Origin of the sequence: Clostridium sp. LIBA-8841 (assembly GCF_034439435.1) — a bacterium.
GTDB lineage: Bacteria > Bacillota > Clostridia > Clostridiales > Clostridiaceae > Sarcina.
Map to the genome: position 1 here is coordinate 183029 of NZ_JAPCKJ010000001.1, position 18858 is coordinate 201886.

Sequence of the window (18858 nt, forward strand, 5' to 3'; positions counted from 1 at the left end):
AATTACTAATATTATCTTAGTAGTTTACGATTTGAGCAAAGTCAGCTGCAACTAAGCTAGCTCCACCAACTAAAGCACCATCGATGTCTGATTTAGCCATTTGTTCAGCTATTGTGTTAGGCTTAACTGATCCACCGTATTGGATTCTTACTTTATCAGCAACTTCTTGTCCGAACATTTCAGCAACCATAGCTCTTATAGCAGCTATTGTTTCATTAGCTTGATCTGAAGTAGCAGTTTTTCCTGTTCCTATAGCCCAGATTGGTTCGTAAGCTATAACAACTTTCTCAGCTTGCTCTTTAGTTAATCCTTCTAAATCAGCAGTGATTTGAGCTTTTATAACATCGTTAGTAGTTCCGTTTTCTCTTTGCTCTAAAGTTTCTCCACAACAAAGGATTGGAACTAAGTTATGAGCGAAAGCAGCTTTAACTTTTTTATTACAAGTTTCGTCTGTTTCGTTGAAGTATTCTCTTCTTTCACTATGTCCAATTACAACGTAATCTATGTTCATAGCTTCTAACATTCTTGGAGCGATTTCTCCAGTGAATGCTCCTTTTTCTTCAAAGTGCATGTTTTGAGCACCTACTTTTATGTTTGTTCCTTCAACAGCCTTTTTAACTGCGTCTAAACAAACGAAAGTTGGGCAAACTACAACTTCACATTTAGCATCTTTAACTAATGGCTTTAATTCTTCAACTAATTTAACAGCCTCGTCTATTGTATAGTGCATTTTCCAGTTTCCTGCGATTATTGGAGTTCTCATCTATATTCACCTCTATTAATATTTTAAATATTAAATAATATATGGTAGGTTAATCCATCATACATTATTCATCTAAAAACTCTGAAAATATTAAATAATAATCCTAATATTTTCTTAGCTTTTAGTAAAACAAGGCTAAGATTCAATGAAAGATATTCTTCCATTGAATCTAGTCTTATTTTTTTATAAAACAACAATCTTTATACTTCAATCTAATTACTACTTTAAGGTTTATAATATTATTTATCGTTTAAAGCAGCTATTCCTGGTAATACTTTTCCTTCTAAGAATTCTAATGAAGCTCCACCACCAGTTGAGATGTGAGACATTTTATCTCCGAATCCTAATATGTTAACAGCAGCAGCTGAATCTCCACCACCTATTATAGTAGTAGCATCTGCTTCAGCCATAGCTTTAGCAACAGCTATTGTTCCTTTGTTGAAGTTTTCGAATTCAAATACTCCCATTGGTCCGTTCCAGATAACTGTTTTAGCATCTTTTATTGCATCAGCATATAATTTTTCAGTTTTTGGTCCGATATCTAATCCCATAAATCCTTCTGGAATGTTTTGATCTTCTGTAACTACAGCTTCAACATCTTTGAATTCTTTAGCTATTCTGTGGTCTACAGGTAATAATAATTTAACACCTTTTTCTTCAGCTTTAGCTAACATTTCTTTAGCGTATTCAACTTTGTCTTCTTCTACTAATGAACTTCCTACAGTATATCCTTGAGCTTTTAAGAATGTGTAAGCCATTCCTCCACCGATTATTAAAGTATCAACTTTTTCTAAAAGGTTGTTTATAACGTTTATCTTATCTGAAACTTTAGCTCCACCTAAGATAGCAACGAATGGTCTTTCTGGAGTTTCTACAGCATCTCCTAAGAATTTAAGCTCTTTTTGGATTAAGTATCCACAAACTGCTGGCTTTAAGTACTCAGTTACTCCAACTGTTGAACAGTGAGCTCTGTGAGCTGTTCCGAATGCATCGTTAACAAACATTTCAGCTAGGCTAGCTAATTCTTTTGATAACTCTTCTCCGTTTTTAGTTTCTTCTTTTCTGTATCTTGTATTTTGAAGTAAAACTACGTCTCCGTCTTTCATTTCATCTACAGCTTTTTTAGCATTTTCTCCAACAACGTTGTCGTCAGCAGCAAATACTACTTCTTTACCAAGCATTTCGCTTAATTTTTTAGCAACTGGTGCTAATGAGAATTCTGGTTTAGCTTCTCCCTTTGGTTTACCCATATGTGAGCAAAGGATTACTTTTGCGCCATTATCAACTAAGTATTTTATAGTAGGCATAGCTCCGTTTAATCTATTTATATCAGTTATAACACCATCTTTTAATGGAACGTTAAAGTCGCATCTTACTAATACTTTTTTACCTTTTACTTGAACGTCTTCTATAGTCTTTTTATTGAAGTTCATTATATTCACCTCTTAAATAAATTTAAATTTGAAAATAGTCTGGCCTTATAGCCTTATACTACAAAACCAGACTTATAAAACTTTTTTATAAAATACTATCTAATTAATAGATTACTTTAAGTTAGCGAAGTATCCTAAAGTTCTGATTAATTGGTTAGTGTATGACATTTCATTGTCGTACCATGAAGCAACTTTAACTAATTGTTGTCCGTTAACTTCCATGATTTTTGTTTGAGTTGCATCGAATAATGATCCGAAGCTTATTCCGATTACGTCTGATGATACTATTGGATCTTCAGTGTATCCGTATGATTCGTTAGCAGCAGCTTTCATAGCAGCATTTATTTCTTCAACTGTAGTGTTTTTGTCTAATACACAAACTAACTCAGTTAATGAACCAGTTATTACAGGTACTCTTTGAGCGTTTCCGTCTAATTTACCAGCTAGTTCTGGGATAACTAATCCGATTGCTTTAGCAGCACCAGTTGAGTTTGGTACGATTGAAGCAGCAGCAGCTCTAGCTCTTCTTAAATCTCCTTTAGCGTGAGGAGCATCTAATGTATTTTGATCGTTTGTGTAAGCGTGGATTGTAGTCATGAATCCTTCTTTTAATCCAAATTGATCGTTTAATACTTTAGCCATTGGAGCTAAACAGTTAGTTGTACATGAAGCACCTGATATAACTGTATCGCTAGCTTTTAATATATCGTTGTTTATGTTGTAAACTACTGTTGGAAGGTCGTTTCCAGCTGGAGCTGATATAACAACTTTCTTAGCACCTGCTTCTAAGTGAGCTGAAGCTTTTTCTTTTGAAGCGAAGAATCCAGTACACTCTAAAACGATGTCTACGTTTAATTCTCCCCATGGTAAGTTTTTAGGGTCTCTTTCTGCAGTAACTTTTATTTCTTTTCCGTTTACTACGAAAGCACCATCTTTAACTTCGATTTCTCCATCGAATCTTCCTTGTGCTGAGTCATATTTGAATAAGTGTGCTAAAGTTTTAGCATCTGTTAAGTCGTTAATTCCAACAACGTTGAACTCTGGGTTGTTGATCATTAATCTTAATGCTAATCTTCCTATTCTTCCAAATCCGTTAATTGCTACATTTACCATATTGTAAATACCTCCTAAAAGATGTTGTTTATATATATAAAATATTAAAAAATATTTTAACCAAAGTTATTTTTAGAGATTTTATATTATTTTATTCGTCTCCATTTAAAAAATTTAGTATTTCATTGGCTGCTCCCTCATCTGTAACAAGAACAGCATTTTTGTTTCCATAGATAGTAGTTAAAATAGCTTCTGCCTTATTTTTACCACCAGCTACAGCAATGTGATTTTTTATTTTTCTAAGATCATTTATTGTAACTCCTAAAGTTGGCATTACATAAACAACTTCCGACTTATCATTAAAGTAGCATCCTAAAGCTTCTCCAACAGCGCCTAATTCTAATAACCTTATTAGTTCTTCCTTAGGAACGCCTCTTTTATTAGCCATTTTTTTCGCTTGGCCTATACCATATATTAGCATATCTGCATTTTTAATATTTTGTATAAGTTCTTTCATGTCTTCCTGTTTCATTAAAGCATCCATTACTTCCTTGCTTATATTATCAGGAACATGAAGCATTTTATAGGTTCCATTTAACTTTTTAGCTAAATTCGCAGCTAATGTATTTGACTGCGTCTCAACCTTCTTACCCATACCACCTCTTGCAGGCACAACTAACACATCACGTAGGTTTGCCATTTCTGGTAATTCATCTATAACTTCTTTTACAGTGGTTCCCCCAGTAACAGCAATTGTATAGCCATCTTTAATGACATTCTTAGAATAATTTGCAGCGGCTTTTCCAAGCTCTTTTATAGTGCTTTCTTCTTCCCCGCAATCTCCTGGAATAACAATTACATCTCTAACATTAAGCAAATCACATAATTGTTTTTCAAGATTAGATAGCCCTTTTATTTCATGTATGAATCCTTTTAAGGATTCTAACATAAACTCTCCTTCTTGGGTTACAGACATACCTGGAGTGTTTATTTGTATAAGGTTTTGAGATTTTAAAAAACCTATTTCTGTTCTTACAATTCTTTCACCTAAATTTAAATTGTTTGCCAAAGCTCTTCTGCCTATTGGCTGATTATAATAAATTGTTCTGATTATATTGTATCTTTTTACTAATAGTTCTACCATTTCAGGAACTATTATTTTTTGCAATTTTAAAATCTCTAGCAAATTTAACAACTCCTTTGGACATTCAAAGTCCCACTTGCTTCTTAAATGTCCCGCATGTTTATTATAAAACATATTAAGAAAAAATTAAAGGGTTTTTAGAAAATTTTTTCTTATTTTTTTAGAAAATATAAAAAAATATAGAGAGATTACCCAATCTCTCTATATTTTTCACTCAAATCAAACACTTTAGTTTCTTTATTTACCATAAAATCAAATTTAATACTATTTTAAAATCTTTTTCTCTTACTAGATGATTTTATTCCTAATTCTTCTCTATATTTTGCTACAGTTCTTCTTGAAATAGTCATTCCTTTTTCTTTTAGCATTTCACTTATGCCTTGGTCCGATAATGGCTTTGCTTTGTTCTCCGCTTTAATAATTTCTTCTAAAGCTTTTTTTATGTTTATAACTGTAACATCATCTTCTCCATTTTCTGTTTCTTTATTGCTTATTGAGTTTACAAAGAGATCCTTTATCTTTATTGTACCCATAGAAGTTAAAATATACTTATCTCTTATGGCTCTTGAAATAGTTGATTCGTGCATCTCTAATTGCTCCGCTATTTCCTTAAGAGTCATAGGTTTTAAATATTTATCTCCCTTTTCAAAATACTCTTTTTGCTTTTCTAGTATTTTTTCAAGAACTTTATATAAAGTACTTTTTCTTTGCTCTATACTTTTAATAAGAAACATGGCCTTACTCATTTTTTCCTTTACATACTCTGTAGCCTCTTTATCATTACTACTATCTTTTAATATAGAAGTATATAAAGGGTTAACTGAAAGCATAGGTAAGACTCCATCATTCATTATTATGAAAAATTCTCCATCTATCTTTCTAATTTCAGCATCAGGAATTATGAAACTTACTTCATCCCCAGTATAAAATCCCCTTGAAGGTTTTGGCTCTAAAGTTTTTATTAAATCTCCATAGTCTTGTGCTTTTTTAGGAGTTATGCCTAAATCCTTAGCAATAACTTGATATTTGTTATCTGCTAAATCATCTAAATGATTCTCTATTATACTTTTTACTATTTTGTCATACTCCCCTTTTCTTTCTAATTGTATCTTTAGACATTCTTTTAAGTCCCTTGCTCCTATACCTGCTGGCTCTAAATTATGGAGAACTATTAAAGCTCTATTGAATGTTACTTCTGAACAATGTAATTCATTCATTAATTCTTCTTTTTTTATATCTAAATATCCTTTATGATCTAAACATTCAACCATATAGCTGCATACACTTCTCATATATTCATCTATTGGCAGCTCTAATATTTGAGACTCTAGATAGTCCATTAAAGATTCTGGTTTACTTATAAATGTAAAAGGAGAAATTCCTTCTTGATCATACTCACCATAACTTTGAGAACCATAGTTATCTGACTCTAAATATTTCACTAATTCTTTATAATCTAATCTATCCTGTTCATTAACTATTTCATTATTATCTTCATATTGAGCTTCTAAAACAGGATTTTCTGAAAATTCTTTCTCTATATATTCTCTTAAATCATATGTTGACATTTGCAAAAGTTTTATTGAAAGTTGCATTTGCTGTGTCATGATAAGCTTTTGCTCTTGGGTTAAATTTAAATTAAAATCCATTAACATATATATCACCTAAAACTATTTAATTTTAAATCATAACTTTTCTCTATTAACCTTTCTTATTTAATTATCCATCAAATAAAGACATTTTTCAACATTATAACATCTTTAATACTTTTTAATATATTAATATTATATTAAAAAGTACTTATGTTAATTCTAAAATAACCACAATAGAGAAAATTCTCTATTGTGGTTAAGATTAAATAATTTCACCAATTTTAATGATTGGTACACTTATTTTATTTTTAAATTCTTCTAAAGAGTCTTTTTTACATATAAATAAAATAGCTGTTGCTGGTCCTGCAGATTTTCTTAAATAAGTTCCATTATATGATAGATTTATTTTTATATTATTACTACCTTCAAGTTCCTTTGCTTCATGTATAATACCTTTTGAACCAATAGGTATTATATCCTTAACAGACTCACTTTCTACTAAGAGCTTTAACTCCTTAAAACCAGCAATTTCCCCTATATTATTATTTATATCATCTAAAACTTCTTCCCCCACTTTGGGAATTCCTAATAAGAAGACCTCATCTTCACTTTCAAAACTAATCTCAGTGCTTATCTTTTTTTCTCCTATTATTGTTAATCCTAAAAAAGTTTGAAGAGTTTTAAAATTATCCTCAGTACTTCCTGTTATACATTCTTCTAATTTAAAGTTATTTTCAAAAAAGCCTTCAGAATTATATTCTTTTATTGCTCTATTAATTCCTTTTATTATACTCTCTCCACCACACTTCATAGTCATTCCTAAATTATTTACTATTACTAGTGGATTAGCTTTAAATGCTATAAGCTCAAAAAGACAAACTCTAGCTGAAAAATATCCTACAATCTCATTACTAGCATTAACAAAGTCATCTTCTCTCTCTCCAATGCCACAACAACTATCACAAGCTATTACCATTTCCTCTTTATGGGATTCTTTTTTAATTATAGTTAAATCTCTAAATTTATATATTTGCATTTTTAAGTCCCTTAGCTACTAAAAATGCTATTACTATATTAACTAAGCTTGCTAAAGTAAGTGGTAATCCCATAAGTTTTAAGAAGTCTATTGGATTCATTCCTCCTAATACAAAATACATAAAAGCTCCTGTTATTAAAGTAAAAATGATTCCATTTAAAAGAGTTCCTATTATTCCTGCTAAAATTACTTTACCCATATTAAATATTTTTGATGTTATATAAACAACTAGAAACATCTCTAACGCTATTAAAATATGTACTGGTAATGTAAATGGAAATCCTGTTCTTAAAGCAACAAATAAATGTGCTAAAAGACCTATAACACCTCCAACTACTGGAGAAATTAAAATACCACCAACAAAGGCTGGCATAGAATCTAATGCTATACTAGCAAAAATCGGGAAATTGGCTAATATAACACTTAAAGCTATTAACATCGCTGCAAAACATAGATTTTTTACATTTAAATTCTTTTTTTCCTTAGTAAAATTCATAATTATTTTACCCTCCTATTAATATTTATTTTTTCTCTCTAAACATAAGCAACTCTTAACTTAACATGTACACCTTTAATATTAAATCAATTTCTATACCCAATAAGATTTTTAATAAAAATATAATTTCAAATTTTTCACAAATATACTTTAATCTAGATTTAACTTCTTATGTGTAAATTAAATTTAAAATTTGACTAACTATTAGAGCTAAATAGACTAAGTTGTTTAGAAACTTTTATACATCTTTTCCAAAACAACTTATTTAGGAAAGCTTGTACATAAATTCTTTTCTCGTAAATAATTATTTTTATAATTAAAAATAAAAAACTGGTGCGGTTAACCTTCCCCACCAGTTAAAAATAATTTACATACTTTATTAAAACTTATATACTGTTTCCCACCGAAACAATAAGCAATTTATACTAGGTAGGTCTCCTGGCTAATAAATCATCCTCCAACAATCCTTTCCATAACTTAAGTTACAGTGGTTTCTTGCTTTCGTCCTTATCAACAGTAGCGGGGGCTGCAGTTTTTAACTTTCCCTATTAAGTTAGATAACACCTAATATACTTATTTTATTTTCATCTTATGATTGCATATTTATTTACTCTTTGTCAACATTATTTTTAACATTAATTTTACTTAACATTAAAATTTTCCACTTCATCTAATGTTTTTGGAACATTAATTTCTCCATTTATTATGCCCTCTCTATATTTCTCTACTTTATCTAAAACTTCTTTAGGTACTAGTCTACTTGTAGATTGGGCCACATCTATACCATTATCCTTAAGCCCAACTTCCATTACATTCTTTGGTCCTGTTTTAAAATCACCATTTATAACTTCCTTTGCAGTCTTATAAACCGCATCATCTAATTTTTTTATCATAGATGAGAGAATATTATCGGCATAGTCTGGGAAAACTGTGGCAGCATCAACATCAACACCAATAGCGTAATTTCCAGTTTCTTTAGCTGCCTGATAAATACCTACACCAGCTTCTCCAGCTACATTGAATATTATATCTGCTCCTTGATTATACATTTCCTTAGCTATTTTATTTGCCTGCTCTTTATTTATAAAACCACCAACATATTGAATTAAGTTTCCTTCTTTTATATTCTTATAAGCTTCCTCATTAGAAACCTTTAATCCAGAGAGATATCCAGCTAGAAAGTTATCTATAAGCTCGTTTTTAACTCCGCCTATAAATCCTACTTTATTAGTTTTACTCATGTTCCCAGCTATTATACCCATTAAAAAGGCACCTTGTTCATTCCTAAAATTTATAGATTTTACATTTGGAAGCTCTGACACTGTATCAATAATAGCAAAATTTTTATCTGGATAATCCTTAGCTACATTATTTAAACTCTCTAAAAACTTAAATGTTGAAGCAAAAGTCAAATCATTATTTTGAGCAGCCTCTCTAAGCCTCTTTTCATAATCTTCTGGAGAATTAGTATCAAAAATCTCTATTTTTGCACCATATTCCTTTTTTATTCTATTTAATCCTTCTATAGCTAAATTAGCAAAATGATTTTCTTCATTAGCAAAATCATCCTTAACTAAAGCGAAATTATAAACTTTTTTTTCTATAAAATCAATTTTTCTTAATGCTGATGAATTTTTCGAACCGCATCCTAACATAGAAGTTAAACTTAATATAAGACCTAAAGATGTAATAATCCTCTTAAAACGCATTTCTAATACTCCTCCTTTTTGATATCAAAATTATTATTTCTTTAATTAGGAGAATTTATGTAAATTAAAATAAAAAAAGAAACTCCTTTTTAGGAGCTTCTTTCTAATATTCCTCTACATAGAATAATGCACAAACCTTAGGACCTGAATGTATAGCCACTGAACATCCTAAAGGAAGTTTTATATATTCTATATCGTTACTTTCTAAATATTCCTTTATAGGCAAATAAATATCCTCATTTTCAAGTTCAACTAATATTATTGGCTCCCCTTGTTTTTTAGGAATTGAACTAAACTGTTCAATCATAGACTTAGTCATCTTCTTAGTTCCTCTTATTTTTCCTTGAACATTCATCTCACCATCTAATACATTAAGCATAAGCTTTATTCCTAAAGCATTAACAAATAACGCTTTTCCTTTTGAAAGTCTTCCACCTCTTACTAAGTTATCTAAACTTTCAAAAGCTATAGTACTTTTAATATGATTCCTATATTCTAAAATTTCTTTTTCTAAATCTTCTAAAGTTATTCCTTCTTCTATAAGTCTAGCTGCTTTTAATATAATAAGTCCAAGCCCAACAGTAACATTTCTTGAATCTATTACAACTATATCATCACTTTCTAATTCAGCTTTAGCTAAACATGCTGATTGATAAGTACCACTCATATTTGATGATATGTGTATTGATATAACTTTGTATCCATCCTCTAAGTAGCTTTTATATTTCTCTATAAATCTTGTTGGAACTATTTGAGCTGTAGTTGGAAGAGCATCTTCTCTCTCTATTCTCTCCATCATAGCATCTACTTTTATTTCAACACCATCTAAATAGCTCTCTTCACCAAAATTTATTAGCATAGGCATTACATCTATGTCATATTTCTCTATAATCTCCTTAGATAAGTCACAGGTACTATCTGTTATAATCTTTATTTTCTCCAAAATATATTTCCCCCTTATTTCATGCTTGGAAATCCAATTTGTCTTAGAGCTTCATAAGCTATAATTGCTACTGTATTTGATAAATTCAAACTTCTAGTAGTTGTATTTATCATTGGAACCTTTATTCCATGATGAGCATTATGAACTTCTTCTGGAACTCCTGCTGATTCTCTTCCAAACATTATGAAAGCACCTTCTTCGTACTTTACTTCATCATAATGATCATCAGCATGAGTTGTTGATAAGTAAATTTTCTTATCCCCATACTTTTTCATAAAGTCTTCATAGCTTTCATGGATTTCAAGATCTAATTGACTCCAATAATCTAATCCAGCTCTTTTTAAATGTTTATCATCTATAACAAAGCCCATAGGTTTTATTATGTGAAGCTTTGAATTTGTCAAAACACATGTTCTTGCTATGTTACCAGTGTTTTGTGGTATTTCTGGTTGATATAATACTATATTAAGATTCACCTTTGTCCCTCCAAATAAATGTAAAAATTTATAAATTTTTATGTTAAGTCACAAGTATATGATATTATCTAATGAAATAAAATGCAAGTTAATCCTTTTTTAACACAAATTCATATATGACTTTTGCAACCCCATTTTTATCATTACTTTCAGTTACATAATCTGCTTTTTTCTTTAAAGAATCTATTGAATTTCCCATAGCTACACCTAAACCTGCATAGCTAATCATAGATAAGTCATTCTCATTATCTCCTATGCAAATTATCTCATCTTGCTTTATGTTATATTCATCTGCTAAAACTTTTACAGCTTTCCCCTTAGAAACTCCTTTATTGTTTACTTCTAAAGCATATCTTCCTGACTGAGTAATTTCAAAACTTCCATTTTTAATAAGTTCTTCTCTTATTTTTTTTAGTTTACCTGTATTCAATTCAATTATTATGCATTTGCCAATACTATCATTTTTAAAAATTTCATTCCACTTACTTTTGTCATTAACATAAACATTTTCTACTCTATGCTTATGTGGTATTTTTTTATTTAAAATTAAATCGCAAAGATATTTTCTTATTTTTGATGGCCAATAAACCTTATCTCTTGAATGAAAACTAGGAACACCTTTATAAACTTTGCAAAGTCTCATAATTTCTTTACACTGTTCTCCACTTAAAACATCTTTAGAAATTAAAGCATCTTTATCTTCATCAATTACCCATGCACCATTATTAGCAATTACTGCACAGTTAACTCCTAAGAATTCTGAAAAATAAACAGCATTCTTAGCATTTCTGCCAGTGCATATTATTATATGAACTCCTTTTTCATAAGCCTTTTTTAAAGCAATTTTATTTTCCTCACTTATTCTTTTTTTTGAATTTAATAATGTTCCATCCATATCTATACATATCATTTTATAACTCATAAATTCTCCTCCTAAATTAAAAGGAGAGATTAAAAACTTAACCTCTCCCTTTTAAGCATATTAATATTTTACTAAATAATAAGATTATATATGATTTATACTAATCTTAATTAAAGCAAAGATTCTCCTAATCATGTCTAATTTAATTAAGAATGATTAGCAGCTTGTCCTGTAGCTCCTGGATTTTCCGGTGTTGCAGGAGTTTGAGGTGTTGTTTGTGCTGGTGGTGCCGCTGGTTGTTCGGCTTTCTTAGTTCCAACCTTTATTATTTCATCCTTTTGCTTATAAACATCATGACCTATTAATTTCTTATCTATCTCTTTTCCATTTTGATATGTTACTAAATATCCTGTTGATTTATACCCTGTAACTGGGTTTTGTTCTACAACTCTTTGTCCTGCTGGCAAGTTAGGATCTTCTATTGTTTTAACTGATGGTTTTAAAGTTTCATTTACAACAGTTTGTAGTTCATATGTTTTTCCATCCATAGCTTGAACATTTCCATATATATTGAAAGTAACATGCTTATTACTTGTGTATCCTTGAATGTATATTGGGAAATCATAAGGATTTTTAAATTGATAATCTAAAGACCCCCAAGCAACTGTAGCATCCTCACTTGGACCTGAATAAGTTGTAGTCATACTATGATTATGTCTTTCAGTTGGCATTATTCCTGCTTTTAACACAGCTCTATATAAAGTGGTAGAAACTTGACAAATTCCTCCACCTGTAACCATTACAACCTTGTTACCTACATAAGCGGCTCCATCTCTATATCCTTTATCTGTAGTTCTTTCTCCTAAAGTATTGTTGTAGCTAAAAGTTTCACCTGGCATAAGTACTGTTCCATTAACTGTTTTAGCTGCAATTTCAACATTAGCACTTCTATTAGCATCAGAGCTTGTATAACTTGATGTAAAACTTCCCATAACTCCATCTATCTTTGAAAGCATTTCCTTAGTTATTTTAGGCTTTGTAATCTCCACAGGTACTTCAACCACTGTATTAGCTTCTGGATTAGCATTTACAGCATCTTTTACTAATGCAACCATTTTATCCTTTTCTATAGCTCGTCCATCTTGTCCTTCTGTTACACTTACATTGCTACCATTTATGCTTATAGTGGCATCCTTAGCTTTTTGATTAACCATTTCAGTTAATTTATTTTCATACTCATTTAATTTAGCTTCATTGTATTTAAAGTCTAAATTAAATTCTTTTTTATCTTTTCCATTTATTAAATCATTTTTACCAAAAAGATTTAAATCTTTTCCATACATCATAGCTTCGTTAACTGTTTCGTCTATATTGTATTCTGGTGATAAATCAGAATACTTTATTTCTATACTTTGGTCAGCAGCCTTTACTGTTATGGTTTTATTTTGAATCGGCTCTTTTATCTCTTTATTTAAAGCCTCTATAGCCTCTTCTTTAGTCATTCCTGATAAATTGACATTTTCAACATATACATTTGGATATATCTTATTGTCCCATTTTTCAGTTTTCTTTTGAATACTTACTATATATGCAAAAATAGAACCTATTATAATTGCTAATATAACAACCACTGATATTATTATCTTTTTCTTACTCTTATGTAAGCTTTTACTTGTTTTTTTATTTTCTTCGTTCACAGTTATTCTCCTCTCTACAATCTTCCTAAAAAAACTATAAGCTAAATTTCACAAAAAATTATTACAATATAATAACATTTCTTATTATAACAAAATTTTCATAACTTTTGGAAAAAAATTAAATAGAGCTAAAATTTTTAACTCTATTTAATACTAACAAAAATACTTTTAACCTAAAAAATATTCTTCACTATCTATAATATATTCAGTTCTTTCTTTTGAAAAATCTCCAGTAATATCAAATGCTTCTATGGATACTTTTATTGGCTTTCCTTTTGGTAGATAAAACTTACTCTTATCTACAACAAACTTAGTAGCTTTTCTAGGTAAAGTTCCTGCATAGTTGTCATTGATAAATACATTGTATCCATTTAAATCGTCTTCTTTATTAGCATTCCAAAAAATATTTATCTTTCCAGCATCCTCATATGCCGTTAAACCAGTAACATTAGCTGGTGGCATTAGCCTAGCTATACTATTAGGTCCCCAGTTTAAATCTACTGGACTTCCAATCCCATCTAGTTTACCCTCATCTGTAAATTGCCATATAGTCCACCTTGTCCATCCACCAATATTTGGAGGAAATGGTGGATTAGTAGGAACTCTTGTATACATAGCTAACCATAAAGGCATATCACTTAAAGGATATCCTCTTCCTGGAACCTCAAAATTATCATATAACTCTATAAAGAATAATCCTGTATATAACATTAATCTTCTTCTAGTTTTTTCCTCAAACCTATCTCTAAACCTATCTATCCAATTCACAAGTTGTGTTGTTGTTAGTGATCTATCTGTAGGTGCCTCTACATCAACTACAGGAAACAGATCACCATAGTCTCCTTGTCCAAAGCCTTGTTGAAGAACATCAATAAATTCATCTGCCTGCGTTACTGCTGTCTGTAAATCACTAGATGGTTTTGCATAATGATATGCACCACATGGAATACCATATCTTCTGCATTCTCTTGCAAACTCTAAAAACTTTCTATCAATTCTTAACTGACCCGTTCCAGAACCTGAAGATCTTAAGTAAATAAAATCTGAATTTTTAGCTAATGTTTGAAAATTAACATTCTGAGTAAACTCATTTATATCTGGCCCAAATGTACTTAGTGGATTTTTATCTTGCATTAATACTCTCCCCGTAAATTAATACTTACTATATAAAATATAAATTTACAGAGGAAGTTGTTACTAAATAAATTACTCTCTATTAACTTTTAAAGATTTTTCTATTATTGTATCTAAAAGTTTTTCAAAACTCATATTTATTCCAGCTGCACTCTTAGGGAATAAACTGTTTTTTGTCATTCCTGGTAGTGTATTTACTTCTAATATATAAGGAATATTATCTTTTACAAGCATATCAACTCTAGCATACACATCACATTTTAATAACTTGTAAGTTTCTAAAGCCATATGTTCAACTTCTTTGTGAATATCTTCATTTAACTTAACAATAAACTCATCTGCTCCACCATCTTCATATTTTGATGCTATATCAAAGAATTTTCCTTTTGGTTTTATAGCTAATACTGGTAACATTTTACCATCTATTATAGGACAAGTTATTTCATCACCTTTTATGTATTCTTCAATCATTACTTCTGTATCATATTTTAAAGCTTCTAATACAGCCTCTTCAACACCTTCTTTAGATTCAACTAAAGTTGTTGCAACTGATGATCCACCGTTGTTAGGTTTTATGAATACTGGATAACCTAATTCTTCTATATTTTCATAATCTATTTCATCTATTGATGATACCATTAACCATTTTGCTGTTCTAACATTTCCAAAAGCTAAAATTCTTTTTGTCATATCCTTGTCCATACATATAGCACTACTTAAAGGACCACAACCTGAAAAAGGTATTCCTAAAGTTTTAAGAACAGCTTGAACAGTTCCATCTTCTCCAAATTTTCCATGTAAAGCTAAAAGAGCAAAATCTATTCCTTTAACTTTTTCTATTAAATCCTCTTTTTCATTTAATACTATAGGAATAGCTTCATATTTATCTTTATCTAAGGCATCTACTACAGCATTACCACTTTGTATTGATATCTCTCTTTCTGAAGAAATGCCTCCCATTATTACTCCAACTTTCATATATTTACCTCCAAAATAGAAATAATTAAGGACTTGTTATTTTTTTGAACAAGCCCCTAATATTATAGCACTATATTTTTAAAATAGAAAGTTAGTGAAAACATTTATATATGAAATATATTTAATATATTTCATATATATCAGCAAACTCTATTGATATTTTTTCTACTTCAGTTTTATAATCTAAACTCCCACTTTCTTCCACGCAATTTTCAAATTTTATGTTAGGTAGTAAAATTGAAAATTCACTTCCATTTTCACTACTTTCCCTTAAGAAAACTTTTCCTTCATGAAGCTCTACTAAAGATTTAACTAAGGATAACCCTATTCCACTTCCTTCTTTATTTCTATTTAAAGACTTATCGTTTTGTATGAATCTTTCAAAAATGAATTCCTTCATATGAGATGGAATTCCTATTCCTGTATCCTTAACTCTTATATCAACCCAGCTTTCATCATTTATAACATTAACCTCTATCTTTCCGCCTGCCTCTGTAAATTTTATTGCATTAGATAAAATATTCAAAATTATTCTTTCAATTTTATCTGGATCACATTTTATTTCTAACTCTTCACAATCAGTATCAAATATTATATCAATATTTTTAGACTCAACATAAGGTATTACAGACATGGTTATGTCTTCTGTAAGTTTTATTATGTCATAATTAACAAAGTCCATCTTTATAAAGCCAGAATCTATTTTTGTTATATCTATAAGATTGTTTACAAGTCGTAACATTCTAAAACAATTTTGTTTTAAGGTCTTTTCATACTTTTCATAGAAATTAGAAAATCCAACTTCATTTTTTTTATTATTATTTAAAAGTTGTATGCAAGAGTATATTATGTTAATAGGCGTTCTAAGTTCATGAGATAAGTTTGCAAAAAACTCATTTTTAACCTTATCATATTGTTTTATTTCCTCAAATTTATTCTTTAATACCTCTATTTCCTTAACATCCTCAACATTCCTAGCAACTCTTACCCATCCTAATGTATTGTTTTTACTATCCTTAATTCTACTTGATATGGATTCTAATTCAACCACTCCATTTTTTGATTTTACTTTATCTATAGTTAACACTTTGTCCTTATCAAAATATTTACTATCTATCATTTTAAGATTGGATTCAAGCAAAAGAAAATCATAATAAACTTTTCCTATAAGCTCTTCTTCATCATATTCTAAGACATCAATTACAGCTTTATTTATATAGGTTATTTTTCCTTCCACATCAATTGTAAATATTAAATCCTTTATGTTTTCAGTAACCCCTCTAAGTCTTTGCTCATCTAACTTCAAGTTTTTCTCCATCATATATTCTTCTGTTATGTCATTTAACCTTAAAACATAATAAAGATGTTTTTTCTTTCTTATTCTCTGAAGATTTACTCTTATTACTTCTCGCTCTCCATTTAACTTTAATATTCCTTTCCATTCTTTAGAATTTCTAAGAACACTTTCTATACTAATTACGTTTTTACTATATAGGAACTCTTTTATCTGTTTTTCTAATTCATAATAATTTTCATCAATGCCTGCTCCATTGCAAATTCTTTTTTTTCTACATTTTTCATTTGCATATATTACATTTAGATTATTACTTAGTAAGATTATCTCACTATTACAATCGAATTCTATTAGATTAAAAAATGCACTTAATTCCTCTTGCATAAAATTTTTATTCGTAATAACTTGCAGAGAATCAAAAAACATTCCAAAAACAAAACTCATAAAAGATAGGAATATAAAGAAAATAATATTTATCTTTATAAGATCATTATTAGTAATCGTTAAGGAAATTCCATAAACCAACTTTAATAACATAAGAGCTCCACTTATCATTATTACTAAATATGTTATTTCCCTATATTTCAGGCACTTTACAAAACAAATTGCAATACAAGCTATATATATTAAAACAATTATTACTAATGTTAAATTTAGTATGAAGGTATCATTATAAATACCTAAATCATACTTCATATTTAAAACCTGTAGAATAAATGTTGCTCCAATTACAGTTAATAAAGTTATTTTCTTATATTTACGTATAAATTCTTCGAACTTTTTCATAGCTAAAATAGCTAAAAGCATTAATATTCCTCTAAACATTATACTAAACAAATTTAAATCATAAACTTGATTTCTAACTATTTTACCCATAAGTAACATAGCTATCATTTCAGTAATTAAACTTACATATATAAGTGAAATCCCAAAAAAGTTTTTTCTCTTAAACCCTCTATAATATATAAAGCATATTACTAATATCATGAAACAAAGAAGTGCTTGGGTCATAACTATAACTTCTTCAATAGCACAATTTATGCTTAAATCATTAAACTGTTCTCCATTTAACCCTATAATAATATCTAAACTTTTTATAAAAAATAAAACTAATAAGACTATTGTAACTACAGCTATTCTTTTTATGTTTTTTCCTTTAATATTTAAATTATTAAAAAGTCCAATTAACATACCTAATTTATCCCCATTCTTAATTAGAATAATACTTTCATTATATATTAAATAAATCTTTTAAAAAGTTAAATTTGTATTTTTTTCAAAAAGTTATCTTTTTCTTCATAATTTTACCATATATTATTTATATTGACCTATTTATTTATAAGAACTACAATGTTAATATAAAAATTTTATAGGAGGATTAAATGAATAATAAAACAAAAGGGATAATTTTAATAACCATATCAGCTTTTAGTTTTGCTCTTATGAGTACCTTTGTTAAATTATCCGGAGATTTACCATCAATAGAAAAAAGTTTCTTTAGAAACTTAGTTAGCTGTTTTGTGGCATTTTATTTAGTAAAAAAAGATAATGCATTGCTTTTTGGTCATAAAGAAAATAGACTTGCTCTAATAGGACGTTCTGCTTTAGGAACTTTAGGAATTTGGGCTAATTACTATGCAATCGATAGATTAATGCTATCAGATGCTACTATTCTTAACAAATTAAGTCCATTTTTTGTTATTATATTTTCTTATTTATTCTTAAAAGAAAAATTAAAACCAATTCATATAATATCTCTTTTAGTTGCCTTCTCAGGGGTTTTATTTATAGTTAGACCATCTGGAAGCTTAGCAAGTAACTTTATACCTGCTATAATAGGACTTTGCTCAGCAGCCTTTGCTGGTGGTGCATACACTTTCGTAAGGTATCTAGGTGGGAAGGAAAAAGGAGCTACCATTGTTTTCTTCTTTTCTTTCTTCTCAATAGTAACAACTTTCCCTATTATGTTGTTCCAATTTAAATTTTTTACTTTAGAACAATTTGCATTTTTAATACTTGCAGGTGTTGCAGCCTCTTGCGCTCAATTTGCTTTAACTGCTGCTTACAAATATGCTCCTGCTAGAGATATATCTATTTATGATTATACTCAGGTTATATTCTCAGCCTTAATTGGCTTTACACTTTTTGGAGATCTTCCTGATAAAATTTCTTTAATAGGTTATGTTTTAATTTTATTAGCATCACTTGCTATATTTTTATACAACAAAAAAGAAGCAACAAAATAAAA

General features: G+C 29.2%; 16 protein-coding genes and 1 riboswitch. Of the genes, 1 reads left to right on the top strand and 15 read right to left on the bottom strand.

The features are described from left to right. Window positions 1-16: 16 nt before the first annotated feature. From tpiA to OIF33_RS00705, 15 genes are all read right to left on the bottom strand, one after another. Window positions 17-763 (bottom strand): triose-phosphate isomerase, encoded by a 747-nt coding sequence (tpiA, locus tag OIF33_RS00635; protein WP_322502289.1) that lies wholly within the window; start codon window positions 761-763, stop codon window positions 17-19. Window positions 764-1002: 239 nt separating this feature from the next. Then, window positions 1003-2196 (bottom strand): phosphoglycerate kinase, encoded by a 1194-nt coding sequence (locus OIF33_RS00640; RefSeq protein ID WP_322502290.1) that lies wholly within the window; start codon window positions 2194-2196, stop codon window positions 1003-1005. Window positions 2197-2307: 111 nt separating this feature from the next. Further along, entirely contained in the window at window positions 2308-3309 is a 1002-nt protein-coding gene (gene gap, locus OIF33_RS00645; protein WP_322502291.1) for a type I glyceraldehyde-3-phosphate dehydrogenase, read from the bottom strand. A gap of 91 nt (window positions 3310-3400) precedes the next feature. Beyond that, window positions 3401-4435 carry a sugar-binding transcriptional regulator gene (locus OIF33_RS00650; protein WP_322502292.1) on the bottom strand — a complete coding sequence of 345 codons (1035 nt, stop codon included), beginning with the start codon at window positions 4433-4435 and terminating at the stop codon, window positions 3401-3403. A 227-nt stretch (window positions 4436-4662) separates the two neighbouring features. Further along, window positions 4663-6048: an RNA polymerase factor sigma-54 gene (rpoN, locus tag OIF33_RS00655; RefSeq protein WP_322502293.1), complete on the bottom strand. Its 1386-nt coding sequence runs from the start codon at window positions 6046-6048 to the stop codon at window positions 4663-4665. A 199-nt stretch (window positions 6049-6247) separates the two neighbouring features. Then, window positions 6248-7021 (bottom strand): hypothetical protein, encoded by a 774-nt coding sequence (locus OIF33_RS00660; protein WP_322502294.1) that lies wholly within the window; start codon window positions 7019-7021, stop codon window positions 6248-6250. After that, window positions 7008-7517, bottom strand: coding sequence for an ECF transporter S component (locus OIF33_RS00665; protein WP_322502295.1), 510 nt, complete (start codon window positions 7515-7517; stop codon window positions 7008-7010). The genes OIF33_RS00660 and OIF33_RS00665 overlap by 14 nt, the downstream gene beginning before the upstream one ends. 410 nt (window positions 7518-7927) lie before the next feature. Beyond that, window positions 7928-8100, bottom strand: a riboswitch (cobalamin riboswitch). Window positions 8101-8158: 58 nt separating this feature from the next. Further along, entirely contained in the window at window positions 8159-9226 is a 1068-nt protein-coding gene (locus OIF33_RS00670) for a BMP family ABC transporter substrate-binding protein (RefSeq protein ID WP_322502296.1), read from the bottom strand. Between the two features lie 103 nt (window positions 9227-9329). After that, complete coding sequence (locus OIF33_RS00675) at window positions 9330-10169, bottom strand: DegV family protein (protein WP_322502297.1); 840 nt, start codon at window positions 10167-10169, stop codon at window positions 9330-9332. A 14-nt stretch (window positions 10170-10183) separates the two neighbouring features. Next, window positions 10184-10645, bottom strand: coding sequence for a tRNA (cytidine(34)-2'-O)-methyltransferase (locus OIF33_RS00680; protein ID WP_322502298.1), 462 nt, complete (start codon window positions 10643-10645; stop codon window positions 10184-10186). 88 nt (window positions 10646-10733) lie between these two features. After that, the gene (locus OIF33_RS00685) at window positions 10734-11567 is read right to left on the bottom strand and encodes a Cof-type HAD-IIB family hydrolase (protein WP_322502299.1); all 834 of its coding nucleotides are present in this window, start codon (window positions 11565-11567) and stop codon (window positions 10734-10736) included. 146 nt (window positions 11568-11713) lie between these two features. Continuing rightward, window positions 11714-13204 (bottom strand): VanW family protein, encoded by a 1491-nt coding sequence (locus OIF33_RS00690; protein ID WP_322502300.1) that lies wholly within the window; start codon window positions 13202-13204, stop codon window positions 11714-11716. Window positions 13205-13372: 168 nt separating this feature from the next. Then, a complete protein-coding gene (locus OIF33_RS00695; RefSeq protein ID WP_322502301.1) occupies window positions 13373-14338 on the bottom strand; it encodes a glycoside hydrolase family 25 protein in 966 nt (321 codons plus the stop codon). 72 nt (window positions 14339-14410) lie between these two features. Then, complete coding sequence (locus OIF33_RS00700; RefSeq protein WP_322502302.1) at window positions 14411-15316, bottom strand: D-alanine--D-alanine ligase; 906 nt, start codon at window positions 15314-15316, stop codon at window positions 14411-14413. A 121-nt stretch (window positions 15317-15437) separates the two neighbouring features. Continuing rightward, the gene (locus tag OIF33_RS00705) at window positions 15438-17801 is read right to left on the bottom strand and encodes a PAS domain-containing sensor histidine kinase (protein ID WP_322502303.1); all 2364 of its coding nucleotides are present in this window, start codon (window positions 17799-17801) and stop codon (window positions 15438-15440) included. Between the two features lie 191 nt (window positions 17802-17992). Between OIF33_RS00705 and OIF33_RS00710 the strand changes: the two genes are divergently transcribed. Beyond that, window positions 17993-18856, top strand: a complete 864-nt coding sequence (locus tag OIF33_RS00710) for a DMT family transporter (RefSeq protein WP_322502304.1) — start codon at window positions 17993-17995, stop codon at window positions 18854-18856. The last annotated feature ends 2 nt before the right edge of the window (window positions 18857-18858 follow it).

Excerpts from the sequence above, each read along its gene's own strand:
- OIF33_RS00710 (WP_322502304.1), top strand. The coding sequence starts at position 17,993 with ATGAATAATAAAACAAAAGGGATAATTTTAATAACCATATCAGCTTTT.
- rpoN (WP_322502293.1), bottom strand. The coding sequence starts at position 6,048 with ATGTTAATGGATTTTAATTTAAATTTAACCCAAGAGCAAAAGCTTATC.
- OIF33_RS00640 (WP_322502290.1), bottom strand. The coding sequence starts at position 2,196 with ATGAACTTCAATAAAAAGACTATAGAAGACGTTCAAGTAAAAGGTAAA.
- OIF33_RS00685 (WP_322502299.1), bottom strand. The coding sequence starts at position 11,567 with ATGAGTTATAAAATGATATGTATAGATATGGATGGAACATTATTAAAT.
- OIF33_RS00700 (WP_322502302.1), bottom strand. The coding sequence starts at position 15,316 with ATGAAAGTTGGAGTAATAATGGGAGGCATTTCTTCAGAAAGAGAGATA.
- tpiA (WP_322502289.1), bottom strand. The coding sequence starts at position 763 with ATGAGAACTCCAATAATCGCAGGAAACTGGAAAATGCACTATACAATA.
- OIF33_RS00660 (WP_322502294.1), bottom strand. The coding sequence starts at position 7,021 with ATGCAAATATATAAATTTAGAGATTTAACTATAATTAAAAAAGAATCC.
- OIF33_RS00670 (WP_322502296.1), bottom strand. The coding sequence starts at position 9,226 with ATGCGTTTTAAGAGGATTATTACATCTTTAGGTCTTATATTAAGTTTA.
- OIF33_RS00665 (WP_322502295.1), bottom strand. The coding sequence starts at position 7,517 with ATGAATTTTACTAAGGAAAAAAAGAATTTAAATGTAAAAAATCTATGT.
- OIF33_RS00695 (WP_322502301.1), bottom strand. The coding sequence starts at position 14,338 with ATGCAAGATAAAAATCCACTAAGTACATTTGGGCCAGATATAAATGAG.
- OIF33_RS00705 (WP_322502303.1), bottom strand. The coding sequence starts at position 17,801 with ATGTTAATTGGACTTTTTAATAATTTAAATATTAAAGGAAAAAACATA.
- gap (WP_322502291.1), bottom strand. The coding sequence starts at position 3,309 with ATGGTAAATGTAGCAATTAACGGATTTGGAAGAATAGGAAGATTAGCA.